Source organism: Pseudomonas sp. BAV 4579 (genome assembly GCF_009765395.1).
GTDB classification, from domain to species: Bacteria; Pseudomonadota; Gammaproteobacteria; order Pseudomonadales; family Pseudomonadaceae; genus Chryseomonas; species Chryseomonas aestiva.
Window position 1 is genome coordinate 1 of sequence record NZ_WHOV01000008.1, and the last position, 26,151, is coordinate 26,151.

Sequence of the window (26,151 nt, forward strand, 5' to 3'; positions counted from 1 at the left end):
GGACACCGCCCTTTCACGGCGGTAACAGGGGTTCGAGTCCCCTAGGGGACGCCACACTCGAAGGAAACCGCCTCACGGCGGTTTTTTTTCGTCCGCACGAAAGCCCGCCGCCAGAGTCTTTCACAGGTGCCCGTACGGGTACTCATCTGTGTTAGACCTGTAGGCCGAGTCCAAGCAAGGGGAGTGGGATGATCGTCGAGTATCTCTACAGCCTGGCCCAGGTGCCTGCCGCCGCGTGGAACGCGCTGCTGGCGGACGACCAGCCCTTTCTGCGGCATGAATTCCTTGCCACCCTGGAAGACAGTGGCAGCCTGGGGCAGGGGACCGGCTGGCAGCCGGCGCACCAGATCCTCAAGGATGACCAGGGGCACCTGCGGGCCGCGATGCCGGCCTATCTGAAGATGCACTCCTATGGCGAATACGTCTTCGACTGGGCCTGGGCCGATGCCTGCCGCCGTGCCGGGATCGACTACTATCCCAAGCTGCTGGCCGCGGTGCCCTTTTCACCGGTGCAGGGCGCGCGCCTGCTGGGCGATCCGGCTGCCTGCGCAACCCTGCTCGACGCCACCACGAGCAGCCTGGCCGATCTGGAGCTCTCCAGCCTGCATGTGAACTTCACCGATCCCAAGGCCGATGCCCTGCTCCAGGATCGCGAGGGCTGGCTGGCGCGGCTTGGCTGCCAGTTCCACTGGCATAACCGCGGCTATCGCGACTATGGCGACTTCCTCGCCGCCCTGACCTCGCGCAAGCGCAAGCAGCTGCGCAAGGAACGCGACCAGGTCGGCGGCCTGGGGGTGAGTTTCGAGTGGCGTAAGGGCGATGAGCTGAGCGAAGCCGAGTGGGACTTCGTCTATGCCTGCTACGCCAACACCTACGAGGTGCGTGACCAGGATCCCTATCTGACCCGCGCCTTCTTCAGTCTGCTGGCCGAACGGCTGCCCGCGGCGATTCGGGTGGTGCTGGTCCGCCAGGGCAGTCGGCCGGTGGCCATGGCCTTCTATCTCAAGGACGGTGACACCCTCTATGGCCGTTACTGGGGTTGCATGCAGGAATTCGACCAGCTGCATTTCGAGACCTGTTTCTACCAGGGCATCGAATACGCCATCGCCGAAGGGTTGCAGCGCTTCGATGCCGGCGCCCAGGGCGAGCACAAGCTGATTCGCGGCTTCGAGCCGACCCTGACCCGCTCCTGGCATTACCTGGTGCATCCGGGCCTGAGAGCGGCCGTGGCGGAGTTTCTCGACCAGGAGCGCGAAGGCGTTCAGGCCTATGCGCGGCGGGCCGCCGAGGCCTTGCCCTATCGCCAGGAAGACGGCGCGGCGCCATGCTGAGCTATCTCTGGTTCTTCTTGGCGGCGCTGTTCGAGATCGCCGGCTGCTATGCCTTCTGGCTCTGGCTACGGCTGGATCGCAGTCCCTGGTGGATAGCGCCCGGGCTTGCCAGCCTGGTGCTCTTCGCCCTGCTACTGACCCGTATCGAGTCGGCCTACGCCGGGCGCGCCTATGCGGCCTATGGCGGCATCTATGTGGTGGCGTCGCTGGGCTGGCTGGCGCTGGTCGAGCGCACCCGACCGACCTGGACGGATCTGGCGGGCGGGCTGCTGTGCGTGGCCGGGGCGCTGGTGATCCTGCTGGCGCCGCGCGGCAGTGCCTGACAGGCGCGAGGCGCGCTAGTCGTTCAGCAATTCGGGCGGTACATCGCGGCGCAGTACCAGCTGGCACAGCGCACTGTCCGGATCGAAGAGGATGACGGCCTCGCCGGTTTCCAGGGCACGGCGAGCGCGCTGGGTACGGGTCGCCAGGGGGGTTTCGTCACCGTTGTCGGTGCCGTCGCGGGTGACGAAGTCTTCCAGCAGGTTGTCGAGGGTGGCGGCAGCGAGCTGGTCGTGGGGGATGATCATCGAGAGGTGCCTGGAAAAAGGCGCCCAGGATACCCCAGGCGCTTGGTTCGAACGCTATTTGCTGCCGTCGCCGACGACCTCCTCCAGCGGCGGCAGGTGCGTCTGGTTGTCCATCTGGGTGTCTTCCGGCAGCAGCTGGTGACCGAACCGATCCAGCGAGCTGTCGGCCGGTTGCGCATCGCTGTCGAACACCGGCGGGCTGAGCATGTAGCCGGTCAGCAGCTGGCTGAGCGCCGCCAGGCTGACGATATGGGTGCGTTCGTAGCCGTGGGTGGCGTCGCAGCCGAAGGCCAGCAGGGCGACCCGCACGTCCTGGCCGGAACTGATCGCCGAGTGGGCGTCGCTGTAGTAGTAGCGGAACAGGTCACGGCGCACCGGGATGTCGTTGCGTTGCGCCAGGCGCAGCAGGTGCCGTGACAGGTGATAGTCGTAAGGGCCAGCGGAGTCCTGCATGGCCACGCTGACGCGGTGCTCGTCGGAGCGCTGTCCGGGCGCCACGGGGGCGATGTCGATGCCGACGAATTCGCTGACGTCCCAGGGCAGGGCACCGGCGGCGCCCGAGCCCACCTCCTCGGTGATGGTGAACAGCGGGTGGCAATCGATGGGTGGGGTCTGGCCGGTTTCCTTGAGCATCTTCAAGGCGGTGAGCAGGGCGGCGACGCCGGCCTTGTCGTCCAGATGGCGCGAACTGATGTAGCCGCTGTCGGTGAACTCCGGCAGCGGATCGAAGGCGACGAAGTCGCCGACCTGCACGCCCAGCTGCTCGGTCTCGTGGCGACTCTTGGTCACGGCGTCCAGGCGCAATTCGATGTGGTCCCAGGTCACCGGCATCTTGTCGATTTCGGTGTTGAAGGCGTGGCCGGAGGCCAGCAGTGGCAGCACGCTGCCTCTCAGGGTACCGTCATCGGTGAACAGGCTGACGCGGCTGCCTTCGGCGAAGCGGCTCGACCAGTGGCCCACGGCCGCCAGGCCCAGACGGCCGTTGTCCTTGATCTCGCGGACGATGGCGCCAATGGTGTCCAGATGCGCGGAGACGGCGCGATCCGGACTCTCCTTGTGGCCCTTGATGGTGGCGCGGATGGTGCCGCGGCGGGTCAGCTCGAAGGGGATGTCCAGTTCGTTGAGCCGTTCGGCGACGTACATGACGATGGTGTCGGTGAAGCCCGTGGGGCTGGGGATCGCCAGCATGTCCAGCAGGACCTTGCGCAGGTAATCCAGATCGGGCTCGGGCAAGCGATTCATAGCGGAACCTCCCGGGACAGCGGGAACAGCAGGTCGATGAAGCGTTCGGCGGTGGGACGCGGCTCGTGGTTGGCCAGGCCCGGTCGCTCGTTGGCTTCGATAATGACGTAGTCGGGTGAGTCGGCGGCTGGGACCAGCAGGTCCATGCCGGTGACCGGGATGTCCAGAGCGCGCGCTGCCTGGATGGCCGCGTCAGCAACCACCGGATGCAGACTATCGGTGACATCCTCCAGGATGCCGCCAGTATGCAGGTTGGCCGTCTTGCGCACGGCCAGGTGGGTGCCGGCGGGCAGCACGCTGTCCCAGTCGTGACCGGCGCCGCGGATGGCGCGTTCGGTTTCCTCATCCATCGGGATGCGCGACTCGCCGCCGGTAGCGGCCTGACGGCGTCGGCTCTGGGCTTCGATCAGGTCCCGGACGCTGTGCTGGCCATCGCCGACGATTTCCGCCGGCCGGCGAATGGCCGCGGCCACCACCTCGTGACCAATGACCACCACCCGCAGGTCGAGGCCCTGGTGAAAGCTTTCCAGCAGCACGCGATCATCATGGCGCCGCGCCGCCTGGATGGCGGTGGCAAGGTGCTCGGCGTCGCGGATGTCCACGGCCACGCCCTTGCCCTGTTCGCCATTGACCGGCTTGACCACCAGGGCGCCATGCTTCTCCAGAAAGGCGGTGTTGTCTTCGTCGCTGCCCGCCAGTTGCTGCTCGGGGACTTTCAACCCGGCGCGGGCCAGGGCGCGACTGGTCAGCACCTTGTCGGCGCAGAGGGTCATGGTGACTGCCGAGGTGAGGTCGGTGAGGGATTCGCGGCAGCGGATGCGCCGGTTGCCCTGGATCAGGGTGAAGAGGCCGCCTTCGGCATCGTCCACCTGCACCTCGATGCCGCGCCGCAGGGCTTCGTCGACGATGATGCGTGCATAGGGATTCAGCTCGGCGGCAGGGCCGGGGCCGAGGAACAGCGTCTGATTGATGCCGTTCTTGCACTTGATGGCGAAGGTCTGCAGCGGGCGGAAACCCAGCTTGTCGTAGAGTCGCTTGGCCTGCAGGTTGTCATGCAGCACCGACAGATCCAGGAAGGCGAGGCCGCGACTGGCATAGTGTTCGATCAGATGGCGCACCAGCGCCTCGCCGACACCGGGTCGGCTGCACTCGGGCGAGACCGCCAGGCACCACAGCGAGGAGCCGCCATCGGGATCCCGGAAGGCCTTGACGTGATTGAGACCCATCACCGAGCCGATGATGGCGCCGCTGTCGTCGTCTTCCGCCAGCCAGTAGACCGGACCACCCTTGTGCCGCGGCGTCAGCCGCTCGGTGTCGACGGGCAGCATATGGCGCTGCTGATAGAGCCGGTTGATCTCGCTCCAGTCCTGCGCGGAGCAAGCGCGGCGAATACGAAAGCCGCGGTAGATCCGGCGGGCTGGGCGATAGTCACTGAACCAGATCCGCAGGGTATCGCTGGGGTCGAGAAACAGCTGTTGTGGCGCCTGGGCCAGCACCTGATGGGGCGCGGCCACATAGAGGGCGATGTCGCGTTCTCCGGGCGTTTCGGTGAGCAGTTCCTTGGCCAGACTGGCGGGGTCGGGATAGGTATGGCCGATAAGCAACCGCCCCCAGCCACACTGCAGGGCGAGCGGCTGGCAGGTTGGCTGGTCGCCTTCCGCCAGGCGTGCCTGCAGCCGTTCGTAGGAGGGCGTCTGGGCACGCTGGAGGCGCTGGTTGTAGCTGGTCGCTTTCATGCGTCTTGCACCCTCACAGTCCGTGTTCGCTCATCCAGAGGTTGAGCGCGGCGAGTTGCCAGAGCTTGGAACCGCGCAGGGGCGTGATGCGATCGGCCGGATTGGTCAGCAGCCGATCGATCTCGGCGGTGTCGAACAGGCCGCGATCCTGGCTGGGATCCAGCAGCAGTTCGCGGACCCAGGTCAGGGTGTTGCCTTCCAGGTGCTTGAGGCCCGGCACCGGGAAATAGCCCTTGGGTCGGTCGATCACCTCTTGAGGAATGACCTTGCGCGCGGCGGCCTTGAGTACCTGCTTGCCGCCATCGCCCAATTTGAACTCGGCGGGAATGCGCGCCGAGAGTTCAGCCAGGCGATAGTCGAGGAAGGGCACCCGGGCTTCCAGGCCCCACGCCATGGTCATGTTGTCGACCCGCTTGACCGGGTCATCCACCAGCATCACGGTGCTGTCCAGGCGCAGGGCCTTGTCGACCCCGGCGCTGGCGCCCGGCTTGGCGAAGTGCTGACGGACGAAGGCTTCGGCGGCGTCCTCCTCCAGGCGCACACCCGCCTGCACGGTGGCGGCGTACTGGGCGTAGTCGCGATCGAAGAAGGCGGCGCGGTAGGCGGCGAAGGGATCGGCGGCGCCATGTACCTGGGGATACCAGTGGTAGCCGGCGAAGAGTTCGTCCGCACCCTGACCGCTCTGCACCACCTTGCAGTGCTTGGAGACCTCGCGCGACAGCAGGTAGAAGGCGATGCAGTCGTGACTGACCATCGGCTCGCTCATGGCGGAGAAGGCACGCGGCAGTTGCTGGATGATCTCGTCTTCGGCGATGCGCAGTTGATGGTGGCGAGTGCCGTAGTGATTGGCGATCAGATCGGAATACTGGAATTCGTCGCCGCGCTCGCCACCGGCATCCTCGAAGCCGATCGAGAAGGTCAGCAGGTCCTTGACCCCCGAATCGTGCAGCAGGCCCACCAGCAGACTGGAATCCACCCCACCGGACAGCAGCACCCCGACCTCGCGCGCCGCACGCTGGCGAATCGCCACGGCGTCCTTGAGACCCTGCAGGACCCGCTCGGCCCAGTCGTCCAGGGTATAGCGGCGCTCGTCTTCACGGGGGCCGTAGTCCAGGTTCCACCAGGTCTCCTGGTGCTGCTGGCCGGACGCATCCACGGTCATCCAGGTCGCCGGCGGCAGCTTCTGCACGCCTTGCAGGATGGTGCGCGGCGCCGGTACCACCGCATGGAAGTTCAGGTAGTGATTGAGGGCGACTGGATCGATACGGGTGTCGATGTCACCGGCTTCCAGCAGGGCCGGCAGGCTGGAAGCGAATCTCAGGCGCTTGTCGGTGAACGAGAGATACAGTGGCTTGATCCCCAGGCGATCCCGGGCGATGAACAGCCGGCCACTGTCACGCTCCCAGATGGCGAAGGCGAACATGCCATTGAGCTTGGGCAGCATGTCCTTGCCCCAGGCGTGATAGGCCTTGAGCAGGATCTCGGTGTCACCCCCGGAATAAAAGCTATAACCCTTGGCTTCCAGCTCGATACGCAGTTCCGGATAGTTGTAGATGGCGCCGTTGAACACCATGGACAGACCCAGTTCCGGCTCGATCATGGGTTGGCCCGAAGCTTCCGCCAGATCCATGATCTTCAGCCGGCGATGGCCCAGGGCGACCGGTCCCTGGCTGTGGAAGCCCCAGGCATCGGGTCCGCGCTGTTCGAGGCGGTGGGTAATACGCTCCACCACGCTGATGTGTGCGGGTTGTTGATCGAAACGAAGCTCTCCGGCGATGCCGCACATGGTTCTGTGCCTCTTGAATCCTTGGGATGCGGCGCGGTGAGTTCAATCCCGAACCCGGCGTGCGCATCCAATGCGTGTGGACTTCTCGCGATCCTTGAGAAGCCAATGCAGGGGCACTGTGCGTGTGGGAGGCGTGGAGCGGACAGGTCGTCTGTCTGGCGCTCCAGGTCTGAACGCACGCATTGACCGACAGCAGGTCTCAGAGAGGGTGGGGTGCCGCCGGTCAGGGCCTCAGGTTACGAGCCCCAGGCGCGGCGGATGGTTCCATCGAAAAGCCCGTGGCTGCCGCCACCGTCACAGGAGCGGCTGTCAAACTGGCTTGCTTATGTTATAATGTATCTTTATCAGGCCCAGCGATGACTTGTCGTCGTCGACGCCCCAGACCAGGAGACGCCTCATGAGACCCGGTATCCATCCCAACTACCGTCCCGTGCTGTTCCATGACACCACCTCGGACACCTACTTCCTCATCCGCTCCACCGCCGAGAGCGATCGGACCCAGGAATATGAAGGGGAGACCTATCCCTACATCAGCCTGGACGTATCCAGCGCCTCCCACCCTATCTACACCGGCGAGCAGCGCCAGATGAAGGTCGAAGGTCGTGTCTCGAGCTTCAACAAGAAGTTCGCCGGCTTCCCGGGCGGCAACAGCAAGTAAGCCCCCCGCGAGCAGCGCGCCGACTCAGCGCGCGCTGCTGACCCCTTCCAGGGTGGCGAAGGAGGTGTCCTTGGCAGTCAGCAGGAAATCCTGCATGAAAGGCGCCTCCAGCATGTCTTCGCGGATCGCCGCATAGAGCGTCGCATACAGCCCCTTCTCACCGAGTCGGCGCGCGGTGACATAGCCGCGTGAGCTGTATTCGTGAATCGCCCAGTTGGGCAGGCAGCAGACGCCACGACCCGACGCCACCAGCTGCAGCATCATCACCGTCATCTCCGCCGTGCGAATCGACAGCGGCTCGACGTCGGCCGGATCGAGAAAGCGGGTGAAGATATCCAGTCGATCGCGTTCCACCGGATAGGTGATCTGCGTTTCCTGGGCGAGGTCCTCAGGGACGATATAGGGACGCTGCGCCAGCGGATGCTGGTTGGCCACCGCCAGCAGGGCCTCGTAGGTGAACAGTGGCACGTAGGTGACGCCCGAAAGGTCCACCGGATCGGCCGTCACCACCAGATCCAGATCGCCTCGGGCCAGGGCCGGCAGGGGCGCGAAGGAGAACCCGGAGGCCAGGTCCAGCTCCACTTCCGGCCAGGAATCACGGAATTGGTCGATGGTGGGCATCAGCCACTGGAAGCAGCTGTGGCATTCGATGGCCATGTGCAGCCGTCCCGCGGTCCCGCCCACCAGCCGCGCCAGGTCCCGCTCGGCACTGCGCAGATGCGGCAGCACCGCGTCTGCGGTCTGCAGCAGCCGCAGGCCGGCACTGGTGAAGCGGATGGGCTTGGTCTTGCGGATGAACAGTGGGGTACCCAGGCGCTCTTCCAGTTCCTTGAACTGATGGGAGAGGGCGGATTGGGTTAGGTGCAGGCGCTCCGCGGCTTCCACCAGGCTGGAGGATTCGCGGAGAGCATGCAGGGTTTTCAGGTGACGGAGTTCGAACATGGCGCTGGCGCTGGAGATAAAGCCGCATTATGAAGACTTTTCATGGTGCTGGCCATCTTTCGCCGCGCCAGTTATTGCAGAATCCACTGCGATTGATGAGACGATTGCCCCCGAGCAGGTTGCCCGCCCGGGGACAGACCAGCATCCCACTCAGGCGGCGTTGCTGTCCTTGCTGGCCTGGGCAGGTTCCGAGTGCGCAAGGAAGTCTTCCAGCGCAGCCCGTTCGGCATCGTTGAACACCAGGCCCAGCTTGGTCCGCCGCCAGAGCACGTCATCGGCACTGGTGACCCACTCGTATCGCTGCAGGTACTCGACTTCCCGCGCGTACAGGTCGCCACCTATCACCTCGCCCAGCGTCTCCACCGAGCGTCCGTCACCCAGCAGGGTCCAGACCCGGCTGCCATAGGTGGTTGCCCAACGCTGCGCGAGGGCCGGCGTCAGACCACTGACCTTGTCCAGCAACTCGCGGGTCAGCGCCTGGGGTGTGGTCATGTTCTCGCCACCGGGCAGCGGTGCCGATGCGGTCCAGCTGTTGCCCAGCTGCGGGAAGAAGGGCTGCAACTGCGCCATCGCCGACTCGGCGAGCTTGCGGTAGGTGGTCAGCTTGCCCCCGAACACCGACAGCAGCGGGGCACCCTGCTCCTCGGCCAGCGACAGGGTGTAGTCGCGGGTGATGGCGGAAGGGTTGTCCGATTCGTCGTCGCACAGCGGGCGTACGCCGGAGAAGGTATGCAGAACGTCGTCGCGGCTGAGCTGCTTGCGGAAGTGGGCATTGGCCACGCCCAGCACGTAGTCGATTTCCTGGTCGGTGATGGTCACCTTGGCCGGATCGCCCTGGTACTCGCGATCCGTGGTACCGACCATGGTGTACTGGCCGAGATAGGGAATGGCGAAGACGATGCGGCGATCTTCGTTCTGCATGATGTAGGCCTGCTCGCCTTCGTACAGCTTGGGCACGATGACATGGCTGCCCTGGATCAGGCGGATCCCGTAGGGCGACTTCTGCTGCAGGTCCTGGCGAATGAAGCTGGCGACCCAGGGGCCGGCGGCGTTGACCAGGCCCTTGGCGCGGATCTGCTGGCGCCCTTGAGGACCTTCGACCTCGACCTCCCAGTGACCTTCGACGCGACGGGCGCTGACGCAGCGAGTGCGGGTCACGATGTCGGCACCCTTGTCACGCGCCTGCATGGCGTTGAGCACCACTAGGCGGGCATCGTCCACCCAGCAGTCGGAATATTCGAAGCCGCGCTTGATCTCGGCCTTGAGCGGGCCCTGGGCATCGAACTTCAGGCCACGGGAACCCGGCAGCTTTTCGCGCTTGCCAAGGTGGTCATAAAGGAAGAGACCGGCGCGGATCATCCACGCCGGGCGCAGGTGCGGGCGGTGGGGCAGGACGAAGCGCATCGGCTTGACGATATGGGGTGCCTTGGCCAGCAGCACCTCACGCTCGGCGAGGGCTTCGCGCACCAGGCGGAATTCGTGATGTTCCAGATAGCGCAGGCCGCCGTGGATCAGCTTGCTGCTGGCGGACGAGGTATGGCTCGCCAGGTCGTCGCGTTCACAGAGAAACACCGACAGACCCCGACCGGCGGCATCGGCCGCGATGCCTACGCCGTTGATGCCACCGCCGATGACGGCGAGATCGTAAATCCGGGGAGTTGCAGTGGGTGCCTGGGCCATGGTGCCTCCTGTGAAACGAACATAATTATTCGGTTTCGAACATAATAGCCCAGCAAAAACTCAGGTTCTAGCCAGGTCTGTGTCTTCAGACCACTAAAACGAAAAAAAACGAATATAGAGCGAAGCCAGGCGACGAATGGTCGTCGCCATGGAGGGTCAGCGCGGGCGCGCCACTTCCACCTTGACCTGCCATTCCTGCAGGCAGCGGGCGAAGGCGGGTGACGGCTCGCGCTCGGTGAAGAGCTGGTCGATCTGTTCCAGGCTGCCTAGGCGGATCATGGCGTTGCGGCCGAACTTGCTGGAATCGGCGGCAAGAAACACCTGGCGGGCGTTATGGATGATGGCCTGGGACACGCAGACCTCCTGGTAGTCGAAGTCCAGCAGGGTGCCGTCCTCGTCGATGCCGCTGATGCCGACCAGGGCATAGTCGACCTTGAACTGCTTGATGAAGTCGGCGGTCGCCTGGCCCACCACGCCGCCGTCGCTGCGCACCTTGCCGCTGGCGATCAGGACGTCGAAGTCGTCCTTGGCACTGAGGATGTTGGCCACGTGGAGGTTGTTGGTAATGACCTTGAGGCTGCGATGCCCGAGCAGGGCATGGGCGATGGCCTCGGTGGTGGTGCCGATGTTGATGAACAGCGAGGCATGGTCGGGTACGGTGGCGGCCACGGCTTCGGCGATCAGGCGCTTCTCCTCGCGCATCTGGCCGGCCCTCATGCTGTATTCGGTGTTTTCCACGCTGGAGTCGTGGGCAGCGCCGCCATGGTAGCGCCGCAGCAGGCCGGCCTCGGCAAGCTGGTTGATGTCGCGGCGGATCGTCTGCGGGGTAACGGAGAAATGCTGGGCCAGCTCTTCGATGCTGACGTAGCCGCGCTCACGGACCAGTTCGAGAATCTGCTGTTGGCGAGGCGCCAGGCTCATTGCGGCTTCCTTGAGGTGATCGAGTAAATTCACAGAGGATGCCGTAGGTCTTTCCGGGTGGAAAGCGCTTGTCGCGCAAAGCAAGACCGGCGTCGGAAGACGCCGGTCTCATGGGGAGCCGTCCGGAAGGCCGCCGGGCAACCGCCGGCAGCCTCCGCAACGGAGTCACTCAGTCCAGGGCCCAGCCGCGGGTACGCTCGACGGCCTTTTTCCAGCCCTTGTACAGGGTGTCTCTCTTGGTCGGGTCGCAGGCCGGCTCGAAGACCCGTTCGATGGTGCTCTTGCTGCGCAACTCGTCCAGGCTGCTCCAGAAACCGGTGGCGAGACCGGCCAGGTAGGCCGCGCCAAGGGCGGTGGTCTCCTTCATTACCGGCCGCTCGACCCGGGTGCCGAGCACGTCCGACTGGAACTGCATCAGGAAGTTGTTGGCGGTGGCGCCACCGTCCACCCGCAGGGACTTCAGGGCTTCGCCGGCATCCTGCTGCATGGCATCCAGCACATCGCGGGTCTGGAAGGCGATGGATTCCAGGGTGGCGCGGATAATGTGGTCCACCTTGACGCCACGGGTCAGGCCGAACAGCGCGCCGCGGGCATAGGGATCCCAGTAGGGCGCGCCCAGGCCGGTGAAGGCCGGGACCAGGTAGACGCCGTTGCTGTCGGTCACCTTGGTGGCGAAGTACTCGGAGTCCAGGGAGTCGTTGATCACCTTGAGTTCGTCGCGCAGCCACTGGACGGTGGAGCCACCGTTGAAGATGGCGCCTTCCAGGGCGTAGTTGACCTCGCCGCGCGGACCGCAGGCGATGGTGGTCAGCAGGCCGTGCTGGGACTGTACCGCCTTCTCGCCGGTGTTCATCAGCAGGAAGCAACCGGTGCCATAGGTGTTCTTGGCCTGGCCGGGTTCCACGCACATCTGGCCGAACAGCGCCGCCTGCTGGTCGCCGGCGATACCGGCGATGGGGATCCCGGTGGTCTGGCTGCTACCCAGGTGCGCGTGGCCATAGACCTCGGAGGAGGACTTCACTTCCGGCAGCATCTCGCGCGGGATGTCCAGCACCTCGAGCATGGTGGCGTCCCACTCGCGCTTGTGGATATCGAACAGCAGGGTGCGCGAGGCGTTGGTGTAGTCGGTCACGTGGGCCTGACCCTGGGTCATCTTCCAGATCAGCCAGGTATCGACGGTACCGAACAGCAGCTCGCCGCGGCGGGCGCGTTCACGGCTGCCTTCGACATGGTCGAGGATCCACTTGATCTTGGTGCCCGAGAAGTAGGGGTCGATCACCAGGCCGGTGGTCTTGCGGATATGGTCTTCCATGCCGTCGCGCTTGAGCTGGTCGCAGATCGCGGTGCTCTGGCGGCTCTGCCAGACGATGGCGTTGTAGATGGGACGACCGGTGGTCTTGTCCCAGACGATGGCGGTTTCGCGCTGATTGGTGATGCCGATGGCGGCGATCTGCTCGTTGCTGATGCTGGCCTGGGCCAGCGCCTCGACGAACACCGCGCTCTGGGTGGCCCAGATCTCCATGGGGTCATGCTCGACCCAGCCGGCCTGCGGGTAGATCTGCGCGAATTCGCGCTGGGCGATGGTCACCACGTTGGCATTGCGGTCCAGCACGATGGCGCGCGAGCTGGTGGTGCCCTGGTCGAGCGCGACGATGTACTGCTTGTTCTGGTCGGTCATGGTCTTGTTCCTTATTGTGATTCGCGGCGATCAGGACGCTTTGGAGGCGGAGGTCACTTCGGTACGGGCACTGTCCTCGGCCTTGGCCGGGACGTCGCAGGCACCCGAAGCCAGGCCGGGCAGATGGCGGCAGATCAGCGCCTTGTAACCGGCGGCGCCCAGGCAGGCACCGACGATGGGGCCGAAGATGGGCACCAGGAAGTAGGGGATGTCACGGCCACCGGTGAAGGCGATTTCGCCCCAGCCGGCAAAGAAGGTCATCAGCTTGGGTCCGAAATCGCGAGCCGGGTTCATGGCGAAGCCGGTCAGCGGACCCATGGAGCCACCGATCACGGCGATCAGCAGGCCGATCAGCAGGGGGGCGAGCGGGCCACGGGGCAGACCGTTGCCGTCATCGGTGAGGGCCATGATCATGGCCAGCAGGATGGCGGTGATGACGGCCTCGACCAGGAAGGCCTGGCCCACCGACAGGGACGGATGGGGATAGGTGGAGAAGACGCCGGCCAGCTCCAGGCTCGCCTGGCTGCCGCGGACCATGTGATGGGCCTGTTCATAATCGAAAAACAGGCTGCTGTAGAGGCCGTAGACCAGCGCCGCACCGCAGAAGGCGCCGGCCACCTGGGCCAGGATGTAAGCCGGGACCTTGCGTCTTTCGAAGCCACCGAACAGCCAGAGGGCGATGGTGACGGCCGGACTGAGATGCGCGCCGGAGACGCCGGCGGACAGGTAGACCGCCATGCTCACGCCGACGCCCCAGATGATACTGATCTCCCAGAGGCCGAGAGTAGCGCCGCCGACCTTCGCGGCCGCCACGCAACCGGTACCGAAAAAGATGAGGAGGGCTGTGCCGAGGAATTCGGCGATGCATTGACCGCGTAGCGTTGGAGCCGGAAGAGTACTCATGGAGGAGCCTCGTGGTTGTTGTATTTATAGGTGGCCGGAGAGCCATTTGTTCGCAACCGAAAATCTAATTTCAAATATGAAAACTGTCAAAGCTCCTGAGCGCAAAAACAGTGACGACGTTCGACAATTCATTGCCGATGCGACGCCGCCTGCTATTTTGGTCATAGGACTTCTGGCGACAACCGGCCGATTGGCAGGTCTCAAGATGTGGCCGTCGTGGCCAGGGATCAGCAGAGGCCGGATACCCGCGCGACGTCGATGCTTGCTGTTTCCCTTCTTCTGCTCAGGTAGCGCGCATGCCCCTAGAATTCCATCAGGTCGATGCCTTCACCGATCAGCCCTTCCGTGGCAATCCCGCCGCCGTCTACCGCCTGGACAGCTGGCCAGCCGACGAGCTGCTGCAGCGGATCGCCACCGAGCACAATCTTTCGGAGACTGCCTTCGTGGTGTGGGAAGGGGATACCTGGCGCATCCGCTGGTTTACCCCGCGGACCGAGATGCCCCTGTGCGGTCATGCCACCCTGGCTGCCGCGCACATCCTGTTCGAGGTCTATGGCGAAGCAGGTGATCGCCTGGACTTCATCAGTCAGTCGGGTGCCCTGCGGGTGTTTCGCGAAGCCGATGGGCTGCTGGCGCTGGATTTCCCCGCGCTGGTGCCCACGGAGCAGGGGGTCACTCCCGAGCTGGAACGCGCCCTGCGGGTCTCGCCAGTGGATGCCCTGGCGGCAGACAAGCTGCTGGTACTGCTGGAGTCGGAGCAGGCGGTGCGTGACTGCAAACCGGATATGGCGGCCATCGCCCGGCTCCCCTGGCAAGGCGTCATCGTGACCGCGCGGGGGCAGGAGGTGGACTTCGTTTCGCGCTTCTTCGCCCCGGCGGTGGGCGTGGATGAAGATCCCGTCACCGGATCGGCGCATTGCAGCCTGATTCCCTACTGGTCGCGCCGGCTGGCCAAGCGGATGCTCACCGCCCAGCAGCTTTCGGCCCGGGGTGGGCAGCTCAGGTGTCGACTGGAGGGCGACCGGGTCAGTATCGCCGGGCGCGCGGTGACGGTGCTGCGTGGCCAGCTGTTGTTGTAGCGAAACGGCCTCGACTGCCTGACGCAGCCGAGGCTTCTGCCAGGTTCAGGCGTGCAGCGGCGGCTTGATGAGGAATTCGAGCAGCGCCTTCTGCGCATGCAGGCGATTTTCGGCTTCGTCCCAGACCACGGCGCGGGGATCGTCCAGCAGGGTGTGGCTGATCTCTTCCCCGCGGTGGGCCGGCAGGCAGTGCATGAACAGCACGTCGGGCGCGGCGCCATCCAGCAGTTGGGCGGTGACCTGGTAGGGCTTGAAGGCCGCCAGGCGCAGGCGGGTTTCCTCCTCTTGGCCCATGGAGGTCCAGACGTCGGTACTGACCAGATGGGCCTGGGCCACCGCCTCGCGTGGATCCCGGGTCAGCTGCACGCGGTCGCCGGCGCGTTCGAGGAAGCGCGGATTGGGCTCATAGCCTTCCGGGCAGGCGATGCGCAGGCTGAAGTCGAGCTGCTCGGCCGCCTCGATGTAGCTGTTGCACATGTTGTTGCCATCGCCGATCCAGGCCACGGTCTTGCCGCGGATATCGCCCCGGTGTTCGAAGAAGGTCTGCATGTCGGCGAGCAGCTGGCAGGGGTGCAGATCATCCGACAGGCCATTGATCACCGGTACCCGGGAGTGCGCGGCGAAGGTGGTGAGCATCTCGTGGGCATAGGTACGGATCATCACGCCGTCGAGCATGCTCGACATGACGCGGGCGCTGTCCGGGACAGGTTCGCCGCGACCAAGTTGGGTATCACGGGAAGAGAGGAAGATCGCCTGGCCGCCGAGCTGGATCATGCCGGCCTCGAAGGAGAGGCGGGTACGGGTCGAGGCCTTCTCGAAGATCATGCCCAGGACGCGATTGCGCAGGGGCTCGTGCAGCACACCCCCGTTGCGCAGGGCCTTGAGCTTGATGCCGCGTGCGATGAGTTGCCGGAGTTCCGCGGGGGAACAGTCCATGAAAGAGAGAAAGTGGCGAACCGTCATTTCGTTACCCTAGCGTCCCGTCCCGGTAACGGCCGTCCACGGAGGACGCGGCGAACCTGAGAGCATGCCGTTTCAAACGGCGGAAAGACCAAAGGCGAAATGGTATAAGTTCATGTCGCATTTTACCACCGTCCCGGGCTAGGCCCTTCGTTTCGGGCGCCTAGCCTGGGCGGGGATAGTGGAGGAGAGACGCCTTACAGCAGGTCGGCGGGGACGTTGCCGCCGTTGTCGGCCAGCTTCTGCAGAACGGCCTTGTGCAGCCACATGTTCATCTGGGCAGAGTCGCCCAGCTTGTCGGCGGGGCAGTTCAGTTCCTTGGCCAGTTCCTGGCGTGCGGTCAGGCTGCTGTCCAGGTCGAGGAGCTTGAGCAGGTCGACGATGGAGGTCTTCCAGTTGAGCTGTTCGCCTTTCTGGGCGGCCAGACCGTCAAGCTTGGCGGCGACGTCCACCTGGCTCATATGGCTGCCAGCACCTGCGGGGGCGGTGCTACCGGCGGGCGTGGTGGTCTCGGTGGCGCCGGTAGTGGGCGCGGCGGCAGAGGTGTCCGCGTGGGCTTCACCGATGCCGAGCTTGGATAGGATGGTGCTGAACAGGCTCATGGAGTTCTCCTGGGGGGTGTTGGATCAGGCGCACCGAGCGGCGCCTACCCTTAACCTGACCACGGCCGCGTCCGCAAAGTTTGCTCGGCGGCGCGCCGGATCGTCGTCGTGGCGGCGAACGGTGGTGCCGGAGCGTGGTCGATTTGCAGGTCGAGCCGCGCCTGTCATGGGCTGGACGTCGCGGAAATCCCGGCGTTCCACCGGCCTTTCCGTTACAATCGTCCCACCGTATTAGCGAGGTGCATCGTGGAAATCATCGATACCATCAAAGACCAGATTGCCAACAATCCCGTGCTGCTCTACATGAAGGGTTCGCCGAACGCGCCTCAGTGCGGCTTCTCTTCCCGCGCCGCTCAGGTGCTGATGGCCTGTGGCGAAAAATTCGCCTATGTCGACATCCTGCAGAATCCGGAAATCCGCGCCAACCTGCCCAAGTACGCCAACTGGCCGACCTTCCCCCAGCTGTGGGTTGGCGGTGAGCTGGTCGGCGGCAGTGACATCCTGGCCGAGCTCTATGAGAAGGGCGAGTTGCAGACCCTGATCAAGCAAGCCGTGGAAACCAAGGACGCCTGAGTCCCTGGCCCATAAAAAAGCCCGCAGCGTGCGGGCTTTTTTATGGGCGGCTGCCCGATCAATCGTCGTCGTCATGCATCTGCGACTGGATGTAGTTCTCGATCCCGACACTGGCGATCAGACTCAGCTGGGTCTCCAGCCAGTCGATATGCTCTTCTTCGGATTCGAGGATGCTCTTGAGCATGTCGCGGCTCACGTAGTCCCGCACGCTTTCGCAGTAGGTGATGGCTTCACGCAGGTCGGCCACGGCGCTGATTTCCAGGCGCAGGTCGCACTGGATCATCTCCTGGGTGTTTTCGCCGATCATCAGCTTGCCCAGGTCCTGGAGATTGGGCAGGCCTTCCAGGAACAGGATGCGCTCGATCAGGCGATCGGCGTGCTTCATCTCGTCGATGGATTCCTTGTACTCGTGATGGCCGAGTTTGCGGATACCCCAGTCGTTGTACATCCGCGAGTGCAGGAAATACTGGTTGATGGCCACCAGTTCGTTGCCGAGGATCTTGTTCAAATGCTGGATGACGGTGATATCGCCTTTCATGGCCGGACCTGCAAATCGGGTGGGATTGCCGGCAGTCTGAGCGTGGGAGGGCCCTTTGTCAAAAGCTTAAGTTGTTGAAAAATCGACGAAAATCGAACGGTAATCGAAAGCTTTTCCATCCTTTCCGTAAGCGTTTGATTAGACAATAAAAAAGCCGGACCCAAGGTCCGGCTTTTTTTGCAGGGGCATCGCTCAGGCGCGCGGCACGTCCAGCGCATAGGCGAGCTGCTGGGCGCCTTGCAGCTCACCGAGGGTTTCCTTGACCACCTGCTTGGCGAGGCAGGCGCACTTGCCGCACTGGGTGGCGCAACCCGTGCTTTCCCGGACTTCCCGATAGCTGCAGCAGCCCTCATAGATGGCTTCGCGAATCTGCTTGTCGGTCACGCCACGGCAAAGACACACGTACATGGATCGCCTGCTTGATGAGTGGAGGTGCCGCCAAAGCTAATGACAATGAGAATGATTGTCAAAGTTGTAGGCGGCAAAATCTCATTAACGGCAGGGCGGGCGACGGACGGTCAGTCGAGATCGACCCAGCCGCCCATCTCCCGCCAGCGATTAACGATGCCGCAGAACAGCTCGGCGGTCTTCTCGGTGTCGTAGCGGGCCGAGTGGGCTTCGCGATTATCGAATTCGATACCGGCGGCCTGGCAGGCCTTGGCCAGCACCGTCTGACCATAGGCCAGACCGGCCAGGGTGGCAGTATCGAAGCTGGAGAAGGGGTGGAAGGGATTGCGCTTCAGGCCGCAGCGCAGCACCGCGGCATTGAGAAAGCCCAGGTCGAAGCTGCTGTTGTGGCCGACCAGGATGGCTCTCTTACAGCCGTTGGCCTTGAGCGACTTGCGCACGCCCTTGAAGATCTCGCTGAGCGCCTGCTCTTCGCCCACCGCCATGCGCAGCGGATGGTCGAGCTTGATGCCGGTGAACTCCAGCGCCGCCGCCTCGATATTGGCGCCGGCGAAGGGTTCGACGCGGAAGAAGTAGGTGTGATCTGGATAGAGCACTCCGTCCTCGTCCATGGCCACCGTGGTGGCGGCGATTTCCAGCAGGGCATCGGTGGCGGCATTGAAGCCACCGGTCTCGACATCCACCACCACCGGCAGGTAGCCGCGAAAGCGGCGCGCCATGGGGATGCGCGAGTCGGACATCGGCTGGCTGGCGTCCAGGTCGTCGCTGAAGGTCTCGTCCATGCTCATGCGCCCACCTCCAGACGCCAGCGCAGCGTCTCGCCGGCGCGCAGCGGAATCACCTCGTGGTCACCGAAGGGCAGGGAGGCGGGGGCCTGCCAGTCCTCGCGGACCAGGGTGACGGTCTCGGTATTGCGCGGCAGGCCGTAGAAATCGGCGCCGAAATGGCTGGCGAAGCCTTCCAGACGGTCGAGGGCATTGCGGCTCTCGAAGGCCTCGGCATAGAGCTCCAGGGCGCCATAGGCGGTGTAGCAGCCGGCGCAGCCGCAGGCCGCTTCCTTGGCGTGCCGCGCGTGGGGTGCCGAATCAGTGCCCAGGAAGAACTTGGGATTGCCGCTGGTGGCGGCGTCCAGCAGGGCGCTCTGGTGGGTGTTGCGCTTGAGAATCGGCAGGCAATAGAAGTGCGGCCGGATCCCGCCCACCAGCATGTGGTTGCGGTTGTACAGCAGGTGGTGGACGGTGATGGTGGCACCGACGTTGGCCGGGGCCTCGCGCACGAAGGCAGCGGCATCACCGGTGGTGATGTGCTCGAAAACCACCTTCAGCGTCGGGAAGCGCTGGACGATACGCACCAGGTGCTCGTCGATGAATTTCTTCTCACGGTCGAAGACGTCCACCTCGGCATGGGTGACCTCGCCGTGCACCAGCAGCGGCAGGCCGATCTCGGCCATGGCTTCCAGGGTGGGAAAGAGGTTGTCCAGCGAGGTCACGCCGGAATCGGAATTGGTGGTGGCGCCGGCCGGATAGAGCTTGGCGGCGTGCACGAAGCCGCTGGCCTTGGCGCTGCGTACCTCTTCCGGGCTGGTGCGGTCGGTGAGATAGAGCACCATCAGCGGTTCGAAGCGGCTGCCGGCCGGGCGCGCGGCCAGGATACGCGCGCGGTAGGCGGCGGCCTGCTCGGCATTGCGCACCGGTGGCACCAGGTTGGGCATGACGATGGCGCGACCGAATTCCCGGGCAGCGTCGGCGACGGTCTGCGGCAGGGCGGCGCCGTCGCGCAGGTGAATGTGCCAGTCATCGGGACGGGCAAGGGTGATCCGGTCGGTCATGCGGGATTCCAGGCTGCGGGAAAGTGGGGAAATGCTACCGGAAAAGGGGGTAGCCGGCATCCGTGCGGCGGGACCGAACTCAAGTTTTCCGCGCCTGCGACCGATAAGAAGCCCAGGTACTTTTTCTTTCCGGAGTCCGACGTGCGCCCGCGTTACCTCTTCCTTTCCTCTTTGCTGCTTGCCGTGCCGGCCTGGGGGATGACCTTCCAGAGCCGGCTCGAGAGCGTGGAATGGAAGGTCGAGGGCGACATCTTCGCCTGTCGCCTGCTGCAGCCCATTCCTCGTTTTGGCAGCGGCGGCTTCCTGCGTCGCGCGGGCGAGTCCACGGTGTTCGAGCTACGGCCCAATGGCCAGTGGCTGCCGGCGGGCAGTGCCAGCCTGAAGGCGGCGGCGGTGCCCTGGAAGCCGGGGCTGGGCGATATCAGCCTCGGCTCGGTCAAGGTCGTCGAGGGCGAGCAGGCGCTGGCCACCAGCGCGCAGCAGGCGCAGCGGCTGCTGGCGGGGTTGATGGAAGGGCGCATGCCCCAGGTCAGTAGCGCGGGCGCCCTGGACGACCGGGTCGAGGTCCGGCTGCTGCCAGTGCGCTTCGAACCGGCCTACCAGCAGTTCCAGGCCTGTACCCAGAAGCTGCTGGCGGTCAATTTCGAGCAGATCCGCCATTCCCAGGTCAATTTTCCGGGCGGCGGGGATACCCTGGACGATCTGGCCAAGGCCAAGCTCGATCTCATCAACGAGTACCTGAAGGCTGATCCGACGGTCAATCACGTCATCGTCTCGGGCTACAGCGACAACCAGGGCACGCGCCTGGATAACCGCCAGGAGTCCCGGCTGCGCGCCATCGCGGTGATGGAGTACCTCAAGAGCAAGGGCTTCGCCGCGGAGCAGATCGAATTGCGCTTCTTTGGCGAGCAGTACCCCGTGGCGCCCAACAGCAGCAAGGCCAATCGCGCGCTCAATCGCCGGGTGACTCTGGTGTTCTCGCGGGTGCCGCCGAGCGCCGAGTCCCCGGCTGCGGCAACCACCAACACCGCGGCCAATCCGGCCGAACCGCCGGCGCCTACCCCGGCACCGCCGGCCAAGCCCAAGGGCTGATCCGCCCCGACCGCATGTCGCCCAGACATCAGAGTGCGTCGCGCCCCTGTAAAAGCAGCGAGGCGACCAGTAGAATTGGCGCTTTCCGACTCAACGCAACACACGGGAGCGAACGGCATGGCGGATGTGAAGAAGGTAGTCCTGGCGTATTCCGGCGGCCTGGACACCTCGGTGATCCTCAAGTGGCTGCAGGATACCTATAACTGCGAAGTGGTGACCTTCACCGCTGACCTCGGCCAGGGCGAAGAAGTCGAACCGGCACGCGCCAAGGCCAAGGCCATGGGCGTCAAGGAAATCTACATCGACGACCTGCGCGAAGAGTTCGTCCGCGACTTCGTCTACCCGATGTTCCGTGCCAACACCGTCTACGAAGGCGAATACCTGCTGGGTACCTCCATTGCCCGTCCGCTGATCGCCAAGCGCCTGATCGAGATCGCCAACGAGACCGGCGCCGACGCCATCTCCCACGGCGCCACCGGCAAGGGCAACGACCAGGTGCGTTTCGAGCTGGGCGCCTATGCGCTCAAGCCGGGCGTCAAGGTGATCGCGCCCTGGCGCGAGTGGGACCTGCTGTCCCGCGAGAAGCTGATGGACTACGCCGAAAAGCACCAGATCCCGATCGAGCGCCACGGCAAGAAGAAGTCGCCGTACTCCATGGACGCCAACCTGCTGCACATCTCCTACGAGGGCGGCGTGCTGGAAGACACCTGGACCGAGCACGAAGAAGACATGTGGCGCTGGACCAAGTCTCCGGAAGCCGCGCCGGACACCCCGACCTACCTCGAGCTGACCTACCGCAATGGTGACATCGTCGCCATCGATGGCCAGGAGCTGAGCCCGGCCACCGTGCTGGCCGAACTGAACCGCATCGGCGGCGAGAACGGCATCGGTCGCCTGGACATCGTCGAGAACCGCTACGTCGGCATGAAGTCCCGTGGCTGCTACGAGACGCCCGGCGGCACCATCATGCTCAAGGCCCACCGCGCCATCGAGTCCATCACCCTCGACCGCGAGGTGGCTCACCTCAAGGACGAGCTGATGCCCAAGTACGCCAGCCTGATCTATACCGGCTACTGGTGGAGCCCCGAGCGGCTGATGCTGCAGAAGATGATCGACGCCTCCCAGGCCAGCGTGAATGGCGTGGTACGCCTGAAGCTGTACAAGGGCAACGTCATCGTTGTCGGCCGCAAGTCCGAAGAGTCGCTGTTCGATGCCAACATCGCCACCTTCGAAGAAGACGGCGGCGCCTACAACCAGGCCGATGCGGCGGGCTTCATCAAGCTCAACGCCCTGCGCATGCGCATCGCTGCCGGCAAGGGTCGTACCCTGCTGTAAGGGTCGCCGCGCAACGCAAAACCCCAGCCTCGGCTGGGGTTTTTCATGGGCTACAGATCGAAGTCGTACTCGGAGATCTGCCGCTTCAGGCGACGCTCTTCGAGCATGTCGTCGATCAGGCGCCGCTTGGTCAGATTGGTCTTGCTGATGACGATGGGCTCGACGGTTTCAGGCGTCTCGCCATCGGTCTCGAAATCTTCGTCTACATCGATGTCGCTTTTGTCTTCGGCCATGGGTAACTCCGGCAAGGCTGGACAGGGTCACACGCCAGTCATCGACGGGGCTGCGGACCTTTTCGCGCACCTTATAGCGACAAAGCAGGGGCCGGTAAAAAAGATTTTTTCAATCGCCAAAGGGCTTTGGTGCGCCCTTTTTTAATCGTCAGAGGTTTTTGCCTTGTATTCGCAGAGATCCTCGATGCGGCAGCTGCCGCAGCGGGGCTTGCGCGCCTGGCAGACATAGCGGCCGTGCAGTATCAGCCAGTGGTGGGCATCCAGCAGGAAATCCTTCGGCACCACCTTGAGCAGCTTGAGCTCGACCTCCACCACGTTCTTGCCCGGGGCGAGATTGGTTCTGTTGCTGACGCGGAAGATATGGGTATCCACCGCCATGGCGAGCTGACGGAAAGCGGTGTTGAGCACTACGTTGGCGGTCTTGCGCCCCACCCCGGGCAGGGCCTCCAGTTCCTCGCGGGTCTCGGGTACCGCACCGCCATGGCGCTCCAGCAGCAGCCGACAGGTTTCGATGACGTTCTTGGCCTTGCTGTTGTAGAGCCCGATGGTCTTGATGTACTCCGACAATCCCGCCACACCTAGGTCCAGGATGGCCTGGGGCGTGTTGGCCACCGGATAGAGGCGGGCGGTGGCCTTGTTGACGCTGACGTCGGTGGCCTGAGCCGAGAGGATTACCGCGATCAGCAGCTCGAACGGCGAGGCGTAGGCCAGTTCCGTCCTGGGATCGGGGTTGTCCTCGTGCAGCCGGCGAAAGATCTCCAGGCGTTTGGCGGCATTCATCGGTCGGTTCGCTCTTCCAGGGCCGTGAGGTGGTGAGCCGCCTGCTGAGCGGCGCTGCGCAGGGTTTCCAGCTGGGCGCTCTGCGGGGGTGTGGGCTCGCTACCGAAGGCCCGCTCGGCCTTGGTCAGCTGGGCGCGTGCCAGGGTGGCAGCGATCCGCGCCTGCCTGAGCGCAGCGGGGTCGGCGGACGGCTGCGCCAGGGCCGGCGCATTGGCGCTGGCGGGCCCCTGCTGCGCCCTGTCGAGGGCCGTCTGCGCCTGCCGGGCCGCTTCACGCAACTGCTGCACCTGGGTTGCCAGCGCGGCCGTACCGTATTGGACCAATTGCCGTTCGGCCTTCTGCAGGGCGACACGCGCCATGGCGGCAGCGATCTTCAGCGGCTTGAGCGAGGATTCCGCCGTGGCTGAGGGCTCCGCAGCCGTGGCGGTCACAGGTGGCACCTGACGGCGCTGGCGCTCGGCGTCCAGCCGTTCGCGGTCCCGTTGCAGGCGGGACTGGCGCGCGTCGAAGCGGCGCCGAAAGTACTGCGCGCGCTGACGCTCCACCTGGCGGTCGACCGGCGCGGGTACGGGCACCAGATCGATACAGTCCACCGGGCAGGGCGCCAGGCACAGCTCGCAACCGCTGCATTCGCGTTCGATGACCGTGTGCATCAGCTTGGCCGCGCCGAGGATGGCATCGGTCGGGCAGACCTGGATGCACTTGGTGCAGCCGATGCACTCGTCCTCGCGGATCACCGCGCGCTGGCTCGGCGTGACCGGATAGGGTGAGTCCAGCGGCAGCGCTGGCCGTTGGAGCAAGGCGGACAGCTCTTGGATCGTGGCCGCGCCCCCGGGCGGACACTTGTTGTGCGCCTCGCCCGCGGCGATGCCGACCGCATAGGGCTGGCAACCGGGATGGCCGCACTTGCCGCACTGGGTCTGGGGCAGCAGGGCGTCGATGGCGGTGATGAGCTGGGCTTGGGCTTTCATGGTCATGATTAGCGGAAGAACGGCGCCCTGAGAGCCTGCTCAAAGTCGGCTGTGCGTCGGCCAAACTGCGTTGAAAATGGCTTCGGAATGCTCATTTACGCTTTGTAAACTCCGCTTCCTCAGCCATCTTCGCCTTGTTTGTCGCTAGCTCGCTCGGCTTTGCGCAGGCTCTCGGCGCCGTCGCTGTCACATCACCCGCTGGCCGGGTTTGGCGCCGCTGTCGGGGCTGAGCAGGTGGATCTCGCTGCCGCCGGGGCCGGCGGCCAGCACCATGCCTTCGGAGACGCCGAACTTCATCTTGCGCGGCGCCAGGTTGGCGACGTACAGGGTCAGGCGGCCTTCGAGCTGGCTTGGCTCCGGGTAGGCGCTCTTGATGCCGGAGAAGACGTTGCGCTTGGCATCGCCGATGTCCAGGGTCAGGCGCAGGAGCTTGTCGGCGCCTTCGACGAATTCGGCCTTTTCGATCAGGGCGATGCGCAGGTCGACCTTGGAAAAGGTATCGAAGTCGATGGTCTCGGCCAGCGGGGCCTTGCTCAATTCGCCATTGCCGGCGGGTTGGGGGGCGGCCTGGGCAGCCAGGTCTTCCTTGGAAGCGTCGATCATGGTCTGCACCTTGGCAGGTTCGATGCGGGTGAGCAGGGGCTGGAAGGCGTTGAGCTGATGATTGGCCAGGCGGGTGTCGAGGTCGGCCCAGCTCAGGGGGGCAACGTTGAGGAAGGCCTCGGCGGCGGCGGTCAGGTTGGGCAGTACCGGCTTGAGCAGGATCGCCAGCAGGCGGAACAGCTCGATGCCCTGGGCGCAGATGGCCTGGACCTCGTCGGCCTTGCCGTCCTGCTTGGCCAGGCTCCAGGGCGCCTGGTCGGCGATCCAGGCGTTGGCGCGGTCGGCCAGGGCCATGATCTCGCGCATGGCGCGGCCAGAGTCACGGGTCTCGTAGGCCTCGGCGATGCTCGGCGTGGCGGCACGGAAGGCGGCTTCCAGTTCGGGCGCGGCCTGGGCGTCCACCAGCAGGCCGGCATTGCCCTTGTGGATGAAGCCGGCGCAGCGGCTGGCGATGTTGACCACCTTGCCCACCAGGTCGGAATTGACCTTCTGCACGAAGTCCTCGAGGTTCAGGTCGATGTCCTCGACATGGCGCGAGAGCTTGGCGGCGAAGTAGTAGCGCAGGTACTCGGGATTCAGGTGATCCAGGTAGGTACGTGCCTTGATGAAGGTGCCGCGGGACTTGGACATCTTCTGGCCGTCGACAGTGAGGAAGCCGTGGACGCTCAGCGCGGTCGGCTTGCGGTAGCCGGCGCCTTCGAGCATGGCCGGCCAGAACAGCGCATGGAAGTTGACGATGTCCTTGCCGATGAAGTGGTACAGCTCGGCGGTGCTGTCCTTGTTCCAGTAGGCGTCGAAGTCCAGGTCGTCGCGACGATCGCAGAGATTCTTGAAGCTGGCCATGTAGCCGATGGGGGCGTCCAGCCAGACATAGAAGTACTTGCCCGGAGCGTCGGGGATCTCGAAGCCGAAGTAGGGCGCATCCCGGGAGATGTCCCATTCCTGCAGCCCGGCGTCCAGCCATTCGGCGATCTTGTTGGCCACCGATTCCTGCAGGGCACCGCTGCGGGTCCAGCCCTTGAGCATCTCGGCGAAGTCGGGAAGCTTGAAGAAGAAGTGCTCGGATTCGCGCAGCACCGGGGTCGCGCCGGAGATGGCCGACTTGGGATCCTTCAGCTCGGTGGGCGCATAGGTGGCGCCGCACTTCTCGCAGTTGTCGCCGTACTGGTCGGCGCTGCCGCACTTGGGGCAGGTGCCCTTGATGAAGCGGTCGGCCAGGAACATCTGCTTGTCCGGGTCGAAATACTGGGTGACCGGCCGGGTGGCGATATGGCCGTTCTCGCGCAGCTTCAGATAGATGGCGCGCGACAGCTCGCGATTCTCTTCCGCGTGAGTGGAGTGGAAGTTGTCGAAGGCCACGCCGAAGTCGGCAAAGTCGGCACTGTGCTCGCGCTTGACGTTGTCGATCAGCTGCTCGGGCGTGATGCCCTCGCGCTCGGCGCGCAGCATGATGGCCGAGCCGTGGGCGTCGTCGGCGCAGACATAGATGCACTGGTTGCCGCGCAGCCGCTGGAAGCGGGCCCAGATGTCGGTCTGGATGTACTCGACCATGTGGCCGAGATGGATGGAGCCGTTGGCATAGGGCAGGGCGCTGGTGACGAGAATCTTGCGGGGCTCGGTCATGGTCTTGGCTGGATCGCGGCGCTGATAAATTGACCGACCATCATAGCGAAATGGTCGGTCGGTTTCATCCGTGGGGATGG

The 26,151-nt window shown here is 64.6% G+C and carries 26 protein-coding genes; 7 read left to right on the forward strand and 19 right to left on the reverse strand.

The features are described 5' to 3' along the window. The first annotated feature begins 188 nt into the window (after nucleotides 1-188). Nucleotides 189-1,331 (forward strand): GNAT family N-acetyltransferase, encoded by a 1,143-nt coding sequence (locus GSQ95_RS03200; protein WP_158896616.1) that lies wholly within the window; start codon nucleotides 189-191, stop codon nucleotides 1,329-1,331. After that, complete coding sequence (locus GSQ95_RS03205) at nucleotides 1,325-1,654, forward strand: YnfA family protein (protein ID WP_158896617.1); 330 nt, start codon at nucleotides 1,325-1,327, stop codon at nucleotides 1,652-1,654. The genes GSQ95_RS03200 and GSQ95_RS03205 overlap by 7 nt, the downstream gene beginning before the upstream one ends. Nucleotides 1,655-1,669: 15 nt before the next feature. Here the strand turns inward: GSQ95_RS03205 and GSQ95_RS03210 are convergent, their stop codons facing one another. Genes GSQ95_RS03210 through GSQ95_RS03225 form a run of 4 tightly spaced genes read right to left on the reverse strand, consistent with a single transcriptional unit; the run spans nucleotide 1,670 to nucleotide 6,664 of the window. After that, complete coding sequence (locus GSQ95_RS03210) at nucleotides 1,670-1,900, reverse strand: YheU family protein (RefSeq protein WP_158896618.1); 231 nt, start codon at nucleotides 1,898-1,900, stop codon at nucleotides 1,670-1,672. 54 nt (nucleotides 1,901-1,954) lie between these two features. Next, on the reverse strand, nucleotides 1,955-3,142 hold the full coding sequence (locus GSQ95_RS03215) for an osmoprotectant NAGGN system M42 family peptidase (RefSeq protein ID WP_017640298.1): 1,188 nt from the start codon (nucleotides 3,140-3,142) through the stop codon (nucleotides 1,955-1,957). Beyond that, nucleotides 3,139-4,878, reverse strand: a complete 1,740-nt coding sequence (ngg, locus tag GSQ95_RS03220; protein ID WP_158896619.1) for an N-acetylglutaminylglutamine synthetase — start codon at nucleotides 4,876-4,878, stop codon at nucleotides 3,139-3,141. Before ngg ends, GSQ95_RS03215 begins: the two co-directional genes overlap by 4 nt. A 13-nt stretch (nucleotides 4,879-4,891) precedes the next feature. Beyond that, on the reverse strand, nucleotides 4,892-6,664 hold the full coding sequence (locus GSQ95_RS03225) for an N-acetylglutaminylglutamine amidotransferase (RefSeq protein ID WP_158896620.1): 1,773 nt from the start codon (nucleotides 6,662-6,664) through the stop codon (nucleotides 4,892-4,894). Nucleotides 6,665-7,061: 397 nt separating this feature from the next. Between GSQ95_RS03225 and GSQ95_RS03230 the strand changes: the two genes are divergently transcribed. Further along, a complete protein-coding gene (locus GSQ95_RS03230; protein WP_133859431.1) occupies nucleotides 7,062-7,322 on the forward strand; it encodes a type B 50S ribosomal protein L31 in 261 nt (86 codons plus the stop codon). Between the two features lie 24 nt (nucleotides 7,323-7,346). Here the strand turns inward: GSQ95_RS03230 and metR are convergent, their stop codons facing one another. The 5 genes from metR to GSQ95_RS03255 form a co-directional block, all read right to left on the reverse strand. Further along, complete coding sequence (gene metR, locus GSQ95_RS03235) at nucleotides 7,347-8,264, reverse strand: transcriptional regulator MetR (protein ID WP_059227569.1); 918 nt, start codon at nucleotides 8,262-8,264, stop codon at nucleotides 7,347-7,349. Nucleotides 8,265-8,414: 150 nt separating this feature from the next. After that, the gene (gene glpD, locus GSQ95_RS03240) at nucleotides 8,415-9,944 is read right to left on the reverse strand and encodes a glycerol-3-phosphate dehydrogenase (RefSeq protein WP_158896621.1); all 1,530 of its coding nucleotides are present in this window, start codon (nucleotides 9,942-9,944) and stop codon (nucleotides 8,415-8,417) included. 156 nt (nucleotides 9,945-10,100) lie between these two features. Further along, nucleotides 10,101-10,865 carry a DeoR/GlpR family DNA-binding transcription regulator gene (locus GSQ95_RS03245; RefSeq protein ID WP_158896622.1) on the reverse strand — a complete coding sequence of 255 codons (765 nt, stop codon included), beginning with the start codon at nucleotides 10,863-10,865 and terminating at the stop codon, nucleotides 10,101-10,103. Between the two features lie 169 nt (nucleotides 10,866-11,034). Beyond that, the gene (glpK, locus tag GSQ95_RS03250; RefSeq protein WP_158896623.1) at nucleotides 11,035-12,543 is read right to left on the reverse strand and encodes a glycerol kinase GlpK; all 1,509 of its coding nucleotides are present in this window, start codon (nucleotides 12,541-12,543) and stop codon (nucleotides 11,035-11,037) included. Between the two features lie 30 nt (nucleotides 12,544-12,573). After that, nucleotides 12,574-13,446, reverse strand: a complete 873-nt coding sequence (locus tag GSQ95_RS03255) for an MIP/aquaporin family protein (protein WP_133859426.1) — start codon at nucleotides 13,444-13,446, stop codon at nucleotides 12,574-12,576. Between the two features lie 296 nt (nucleotides 13,447-13,742). Here GSQ95_RS03255 and GSQ95_RS03260 point away from each other — a divergent pair, with 296 nt between their 5' ends. Next, a complete protein-coding gene (locus GSQ95_RS03260; protein ID WP_158896624.1) occupies nucleotides 13,743-14,525 on the forward strand; it encodes a PhzF family phenazine biosynthesis protein in 783 nt (260 codons plus the stop codon). A gap of 45 nt (nucleotides 14,526-14,570) precedes the next feature. Here the strand turns inward: GSQ95_RS03260 and argF are convergent, their stop codons facing one another. Both argF and GSQ95_RS03270 read right to left on the reverse strand, forming a co-directional pair. Then, nucleotides 14,571-15,488 (reverse strand): ornithine carbamoyltransferase, encoded by a 918-nt coding sequence (argF, locus tag GSQ95_RS03265; protein ID WP_158896625.1) that lies wholly within the window; start codon nucleotides 15,486-15,488, stop codon nucleotides 14,571-14,573. A gap of 194 nt (nucleotides 15,489-15,682) precedes the next feature. Next, nucleotides 15,683-16,087 (reverse strand): DUF3597 domain-containing protein, encoded by a 405-nt coding sequence (locus tag GSQ95_RS03270; RefSeq protein ID WP_133859423.1) that lies wholly within the window; start codon nucleotides 16,085-16,087, stop codon nucleotides 15,683-15,685. A 246-nt stretch (nucleotides 16,088-16,333) separates the two neighbouring features. On the opposite strand from GSQ95_RS03270, the gene grxD reads away from it, so the two are divergent. Then, on the forward strand, nucleotides 16,334-16,660 hold the full coding sequence (grxD, locus tag GSQ95_RS03275) for a Grx4 family monothiol glutaredoxin (protein WP_017640308.1): 327 nt from the start codon (nucleotides 16,334-16,336) through the stop codon (nucleotides 16,658-16,660). 58 nt (nucleotides 16,661-16,718) lie between these two features. On the opposite strand, the gene bfr is transcribed toward grxD, so the two are convergent. The 4 genes from bfr to pyrC form a co-directional block, all read right to left on the reverse strand. Continuing rightward, on the reverse strand, nucleotides 16,719-17,198 hold the full coding sequence (gene bfr / locus GSQ95_RS03280) for a bacterioferritin (RefSeq protein ID WP_133859422.1): 480 nt from the start codon (nucleotides 17,196-17,198) through the stop codon (nucleotides 16,719-16,721). A gap of 192 nt (nucleotides 17,199-17,390) precedes the next feature. Then, nucleotides 17,391-17,606 carry a bacterioferritin-associated ferredoxin gene (locus GSQ95_RS03285; RefSeq protein WP_158896626.1) on the reverse strand — a complete coding sequence of 72 codons (216 nt, stop codon included), beginning with the start codon at nucleotides 17,604-17,606 and terminating at the stop codon, nucleotides 17,391-17,393. Nucleotides 17,607-17,716: 110 nt separating this feature from the next. Continuing rightward, on the reverse strand, nucleotides 17,717-18,388 hold the full coding sequence (gene rnt / locus GSQ95_RS03290; protein WP_372240114.1) for a ribonuclease T: 672 nt from the start codon (nucleotides 18,386-18,388) through the stop codon (nucleotides 17,717-17,719). Nucleotides 18,389-18,390: 2 nt separating this feature from the next. Then, nucleotides 18,391-19,434 carry a dihydroorotase gene (gene pyrC, locus GSQ95_RS03295; protein WP_133859420.1) on the reverse strand — a complete coding sequence of 348 codons (1,044 nt, stop codon included), beginning with the start codon at nucleotides 19,432-19,434 and terminating at the stop codon, nucleotides 18,391-18,393. A 141-nt stretch (nucleotides 19,435-19,575) separates the two neighbouring features. Between pyrC and GSQ95_RS03300 the strand changes: the two genes are divergently transcribed. Continuing rightward, complete coding sequence (locus GSQ95_RS03300; RefSeq protein WP_158896500.1) at nucleotides 19,576-20,526, forward strand: OmpA family protein; 951 nt, start codon at nucleotides 19,576-19,578, stop codon at nucleotides 20,524-20,526. Nucleotides 20,527-20,643: 117 nt separating this feature from the next. Beyond that, nucleotides 20,644-21,861: an argininosuccinate synthase gene (locus tag GSQ95_RS03305; protein WP_158896501.1), complete on the forward strand. Its 1,218-nt coding sequence runs from the start codon at nucleotides 20,644-20,646 to the stop codon at nucleotides 21,859-21,861. A gap of 50 nt (nucleotides 21,862-21,911) precedes the next feature. Here the strand turns inward: GSQ95_RS03305 and GSQ95_RS03310 are convergent, their stop codons facing one another. The 4 genes from GSQ95_RS03310 to metG form a co-directional block, all read right to left on the reverse strand. Continuing rightward, a complete protein-coding gene (locus GSQ95_RS03310) occupies nucleotides 21,912-22,094 on the reverse strand; it encodes a PA3496 family putative envelope integrity protein (RefSeq protein ID WP_064307213.1) in 183 nt (60 codons plus the stop codon). Between the two features lie 141 nt (nucleotides 22,095-22,235). Then, nucleotides 22,236-22,874: an endonuclease III gene (gene nth, locus GSQ95_RS03315; RefSeq protein WP_133859417.1), complete on the reverse strand. Its 639-nt coding sequence runs from the start codon at nucleotides 22,872-22,874 to the stop codon at nucleotides 22,236-22,238. Then, entirely contained in the window at nucleotides 22,871-23,845 is a 975-nt protein-coding gene (locus GSQ95_RS03320) for an RnfABCDGE type electron transport complex subunit B (RefSeq protein ID WP_158896502.1), read from the reverse strand. The genes nth and GSQ95_RS03320 overlap by 4 nt, the downstream gene beginning before the upstream one ends. A 186-nt stretch (nucleotides 23,846-24,031) precedes the next feature. Then, entirely contained in the window at nucleotides 24,032-26,071 is a 2,040-nt protein-coding gene (gene metG, locus GSQ95_RS03325) for a methionine--tRNA ligase (protein WP_158896503.1), read from the reverse strand. Nucleotides 26,072-26,151 lie beyond the last annotated feature (80 nt).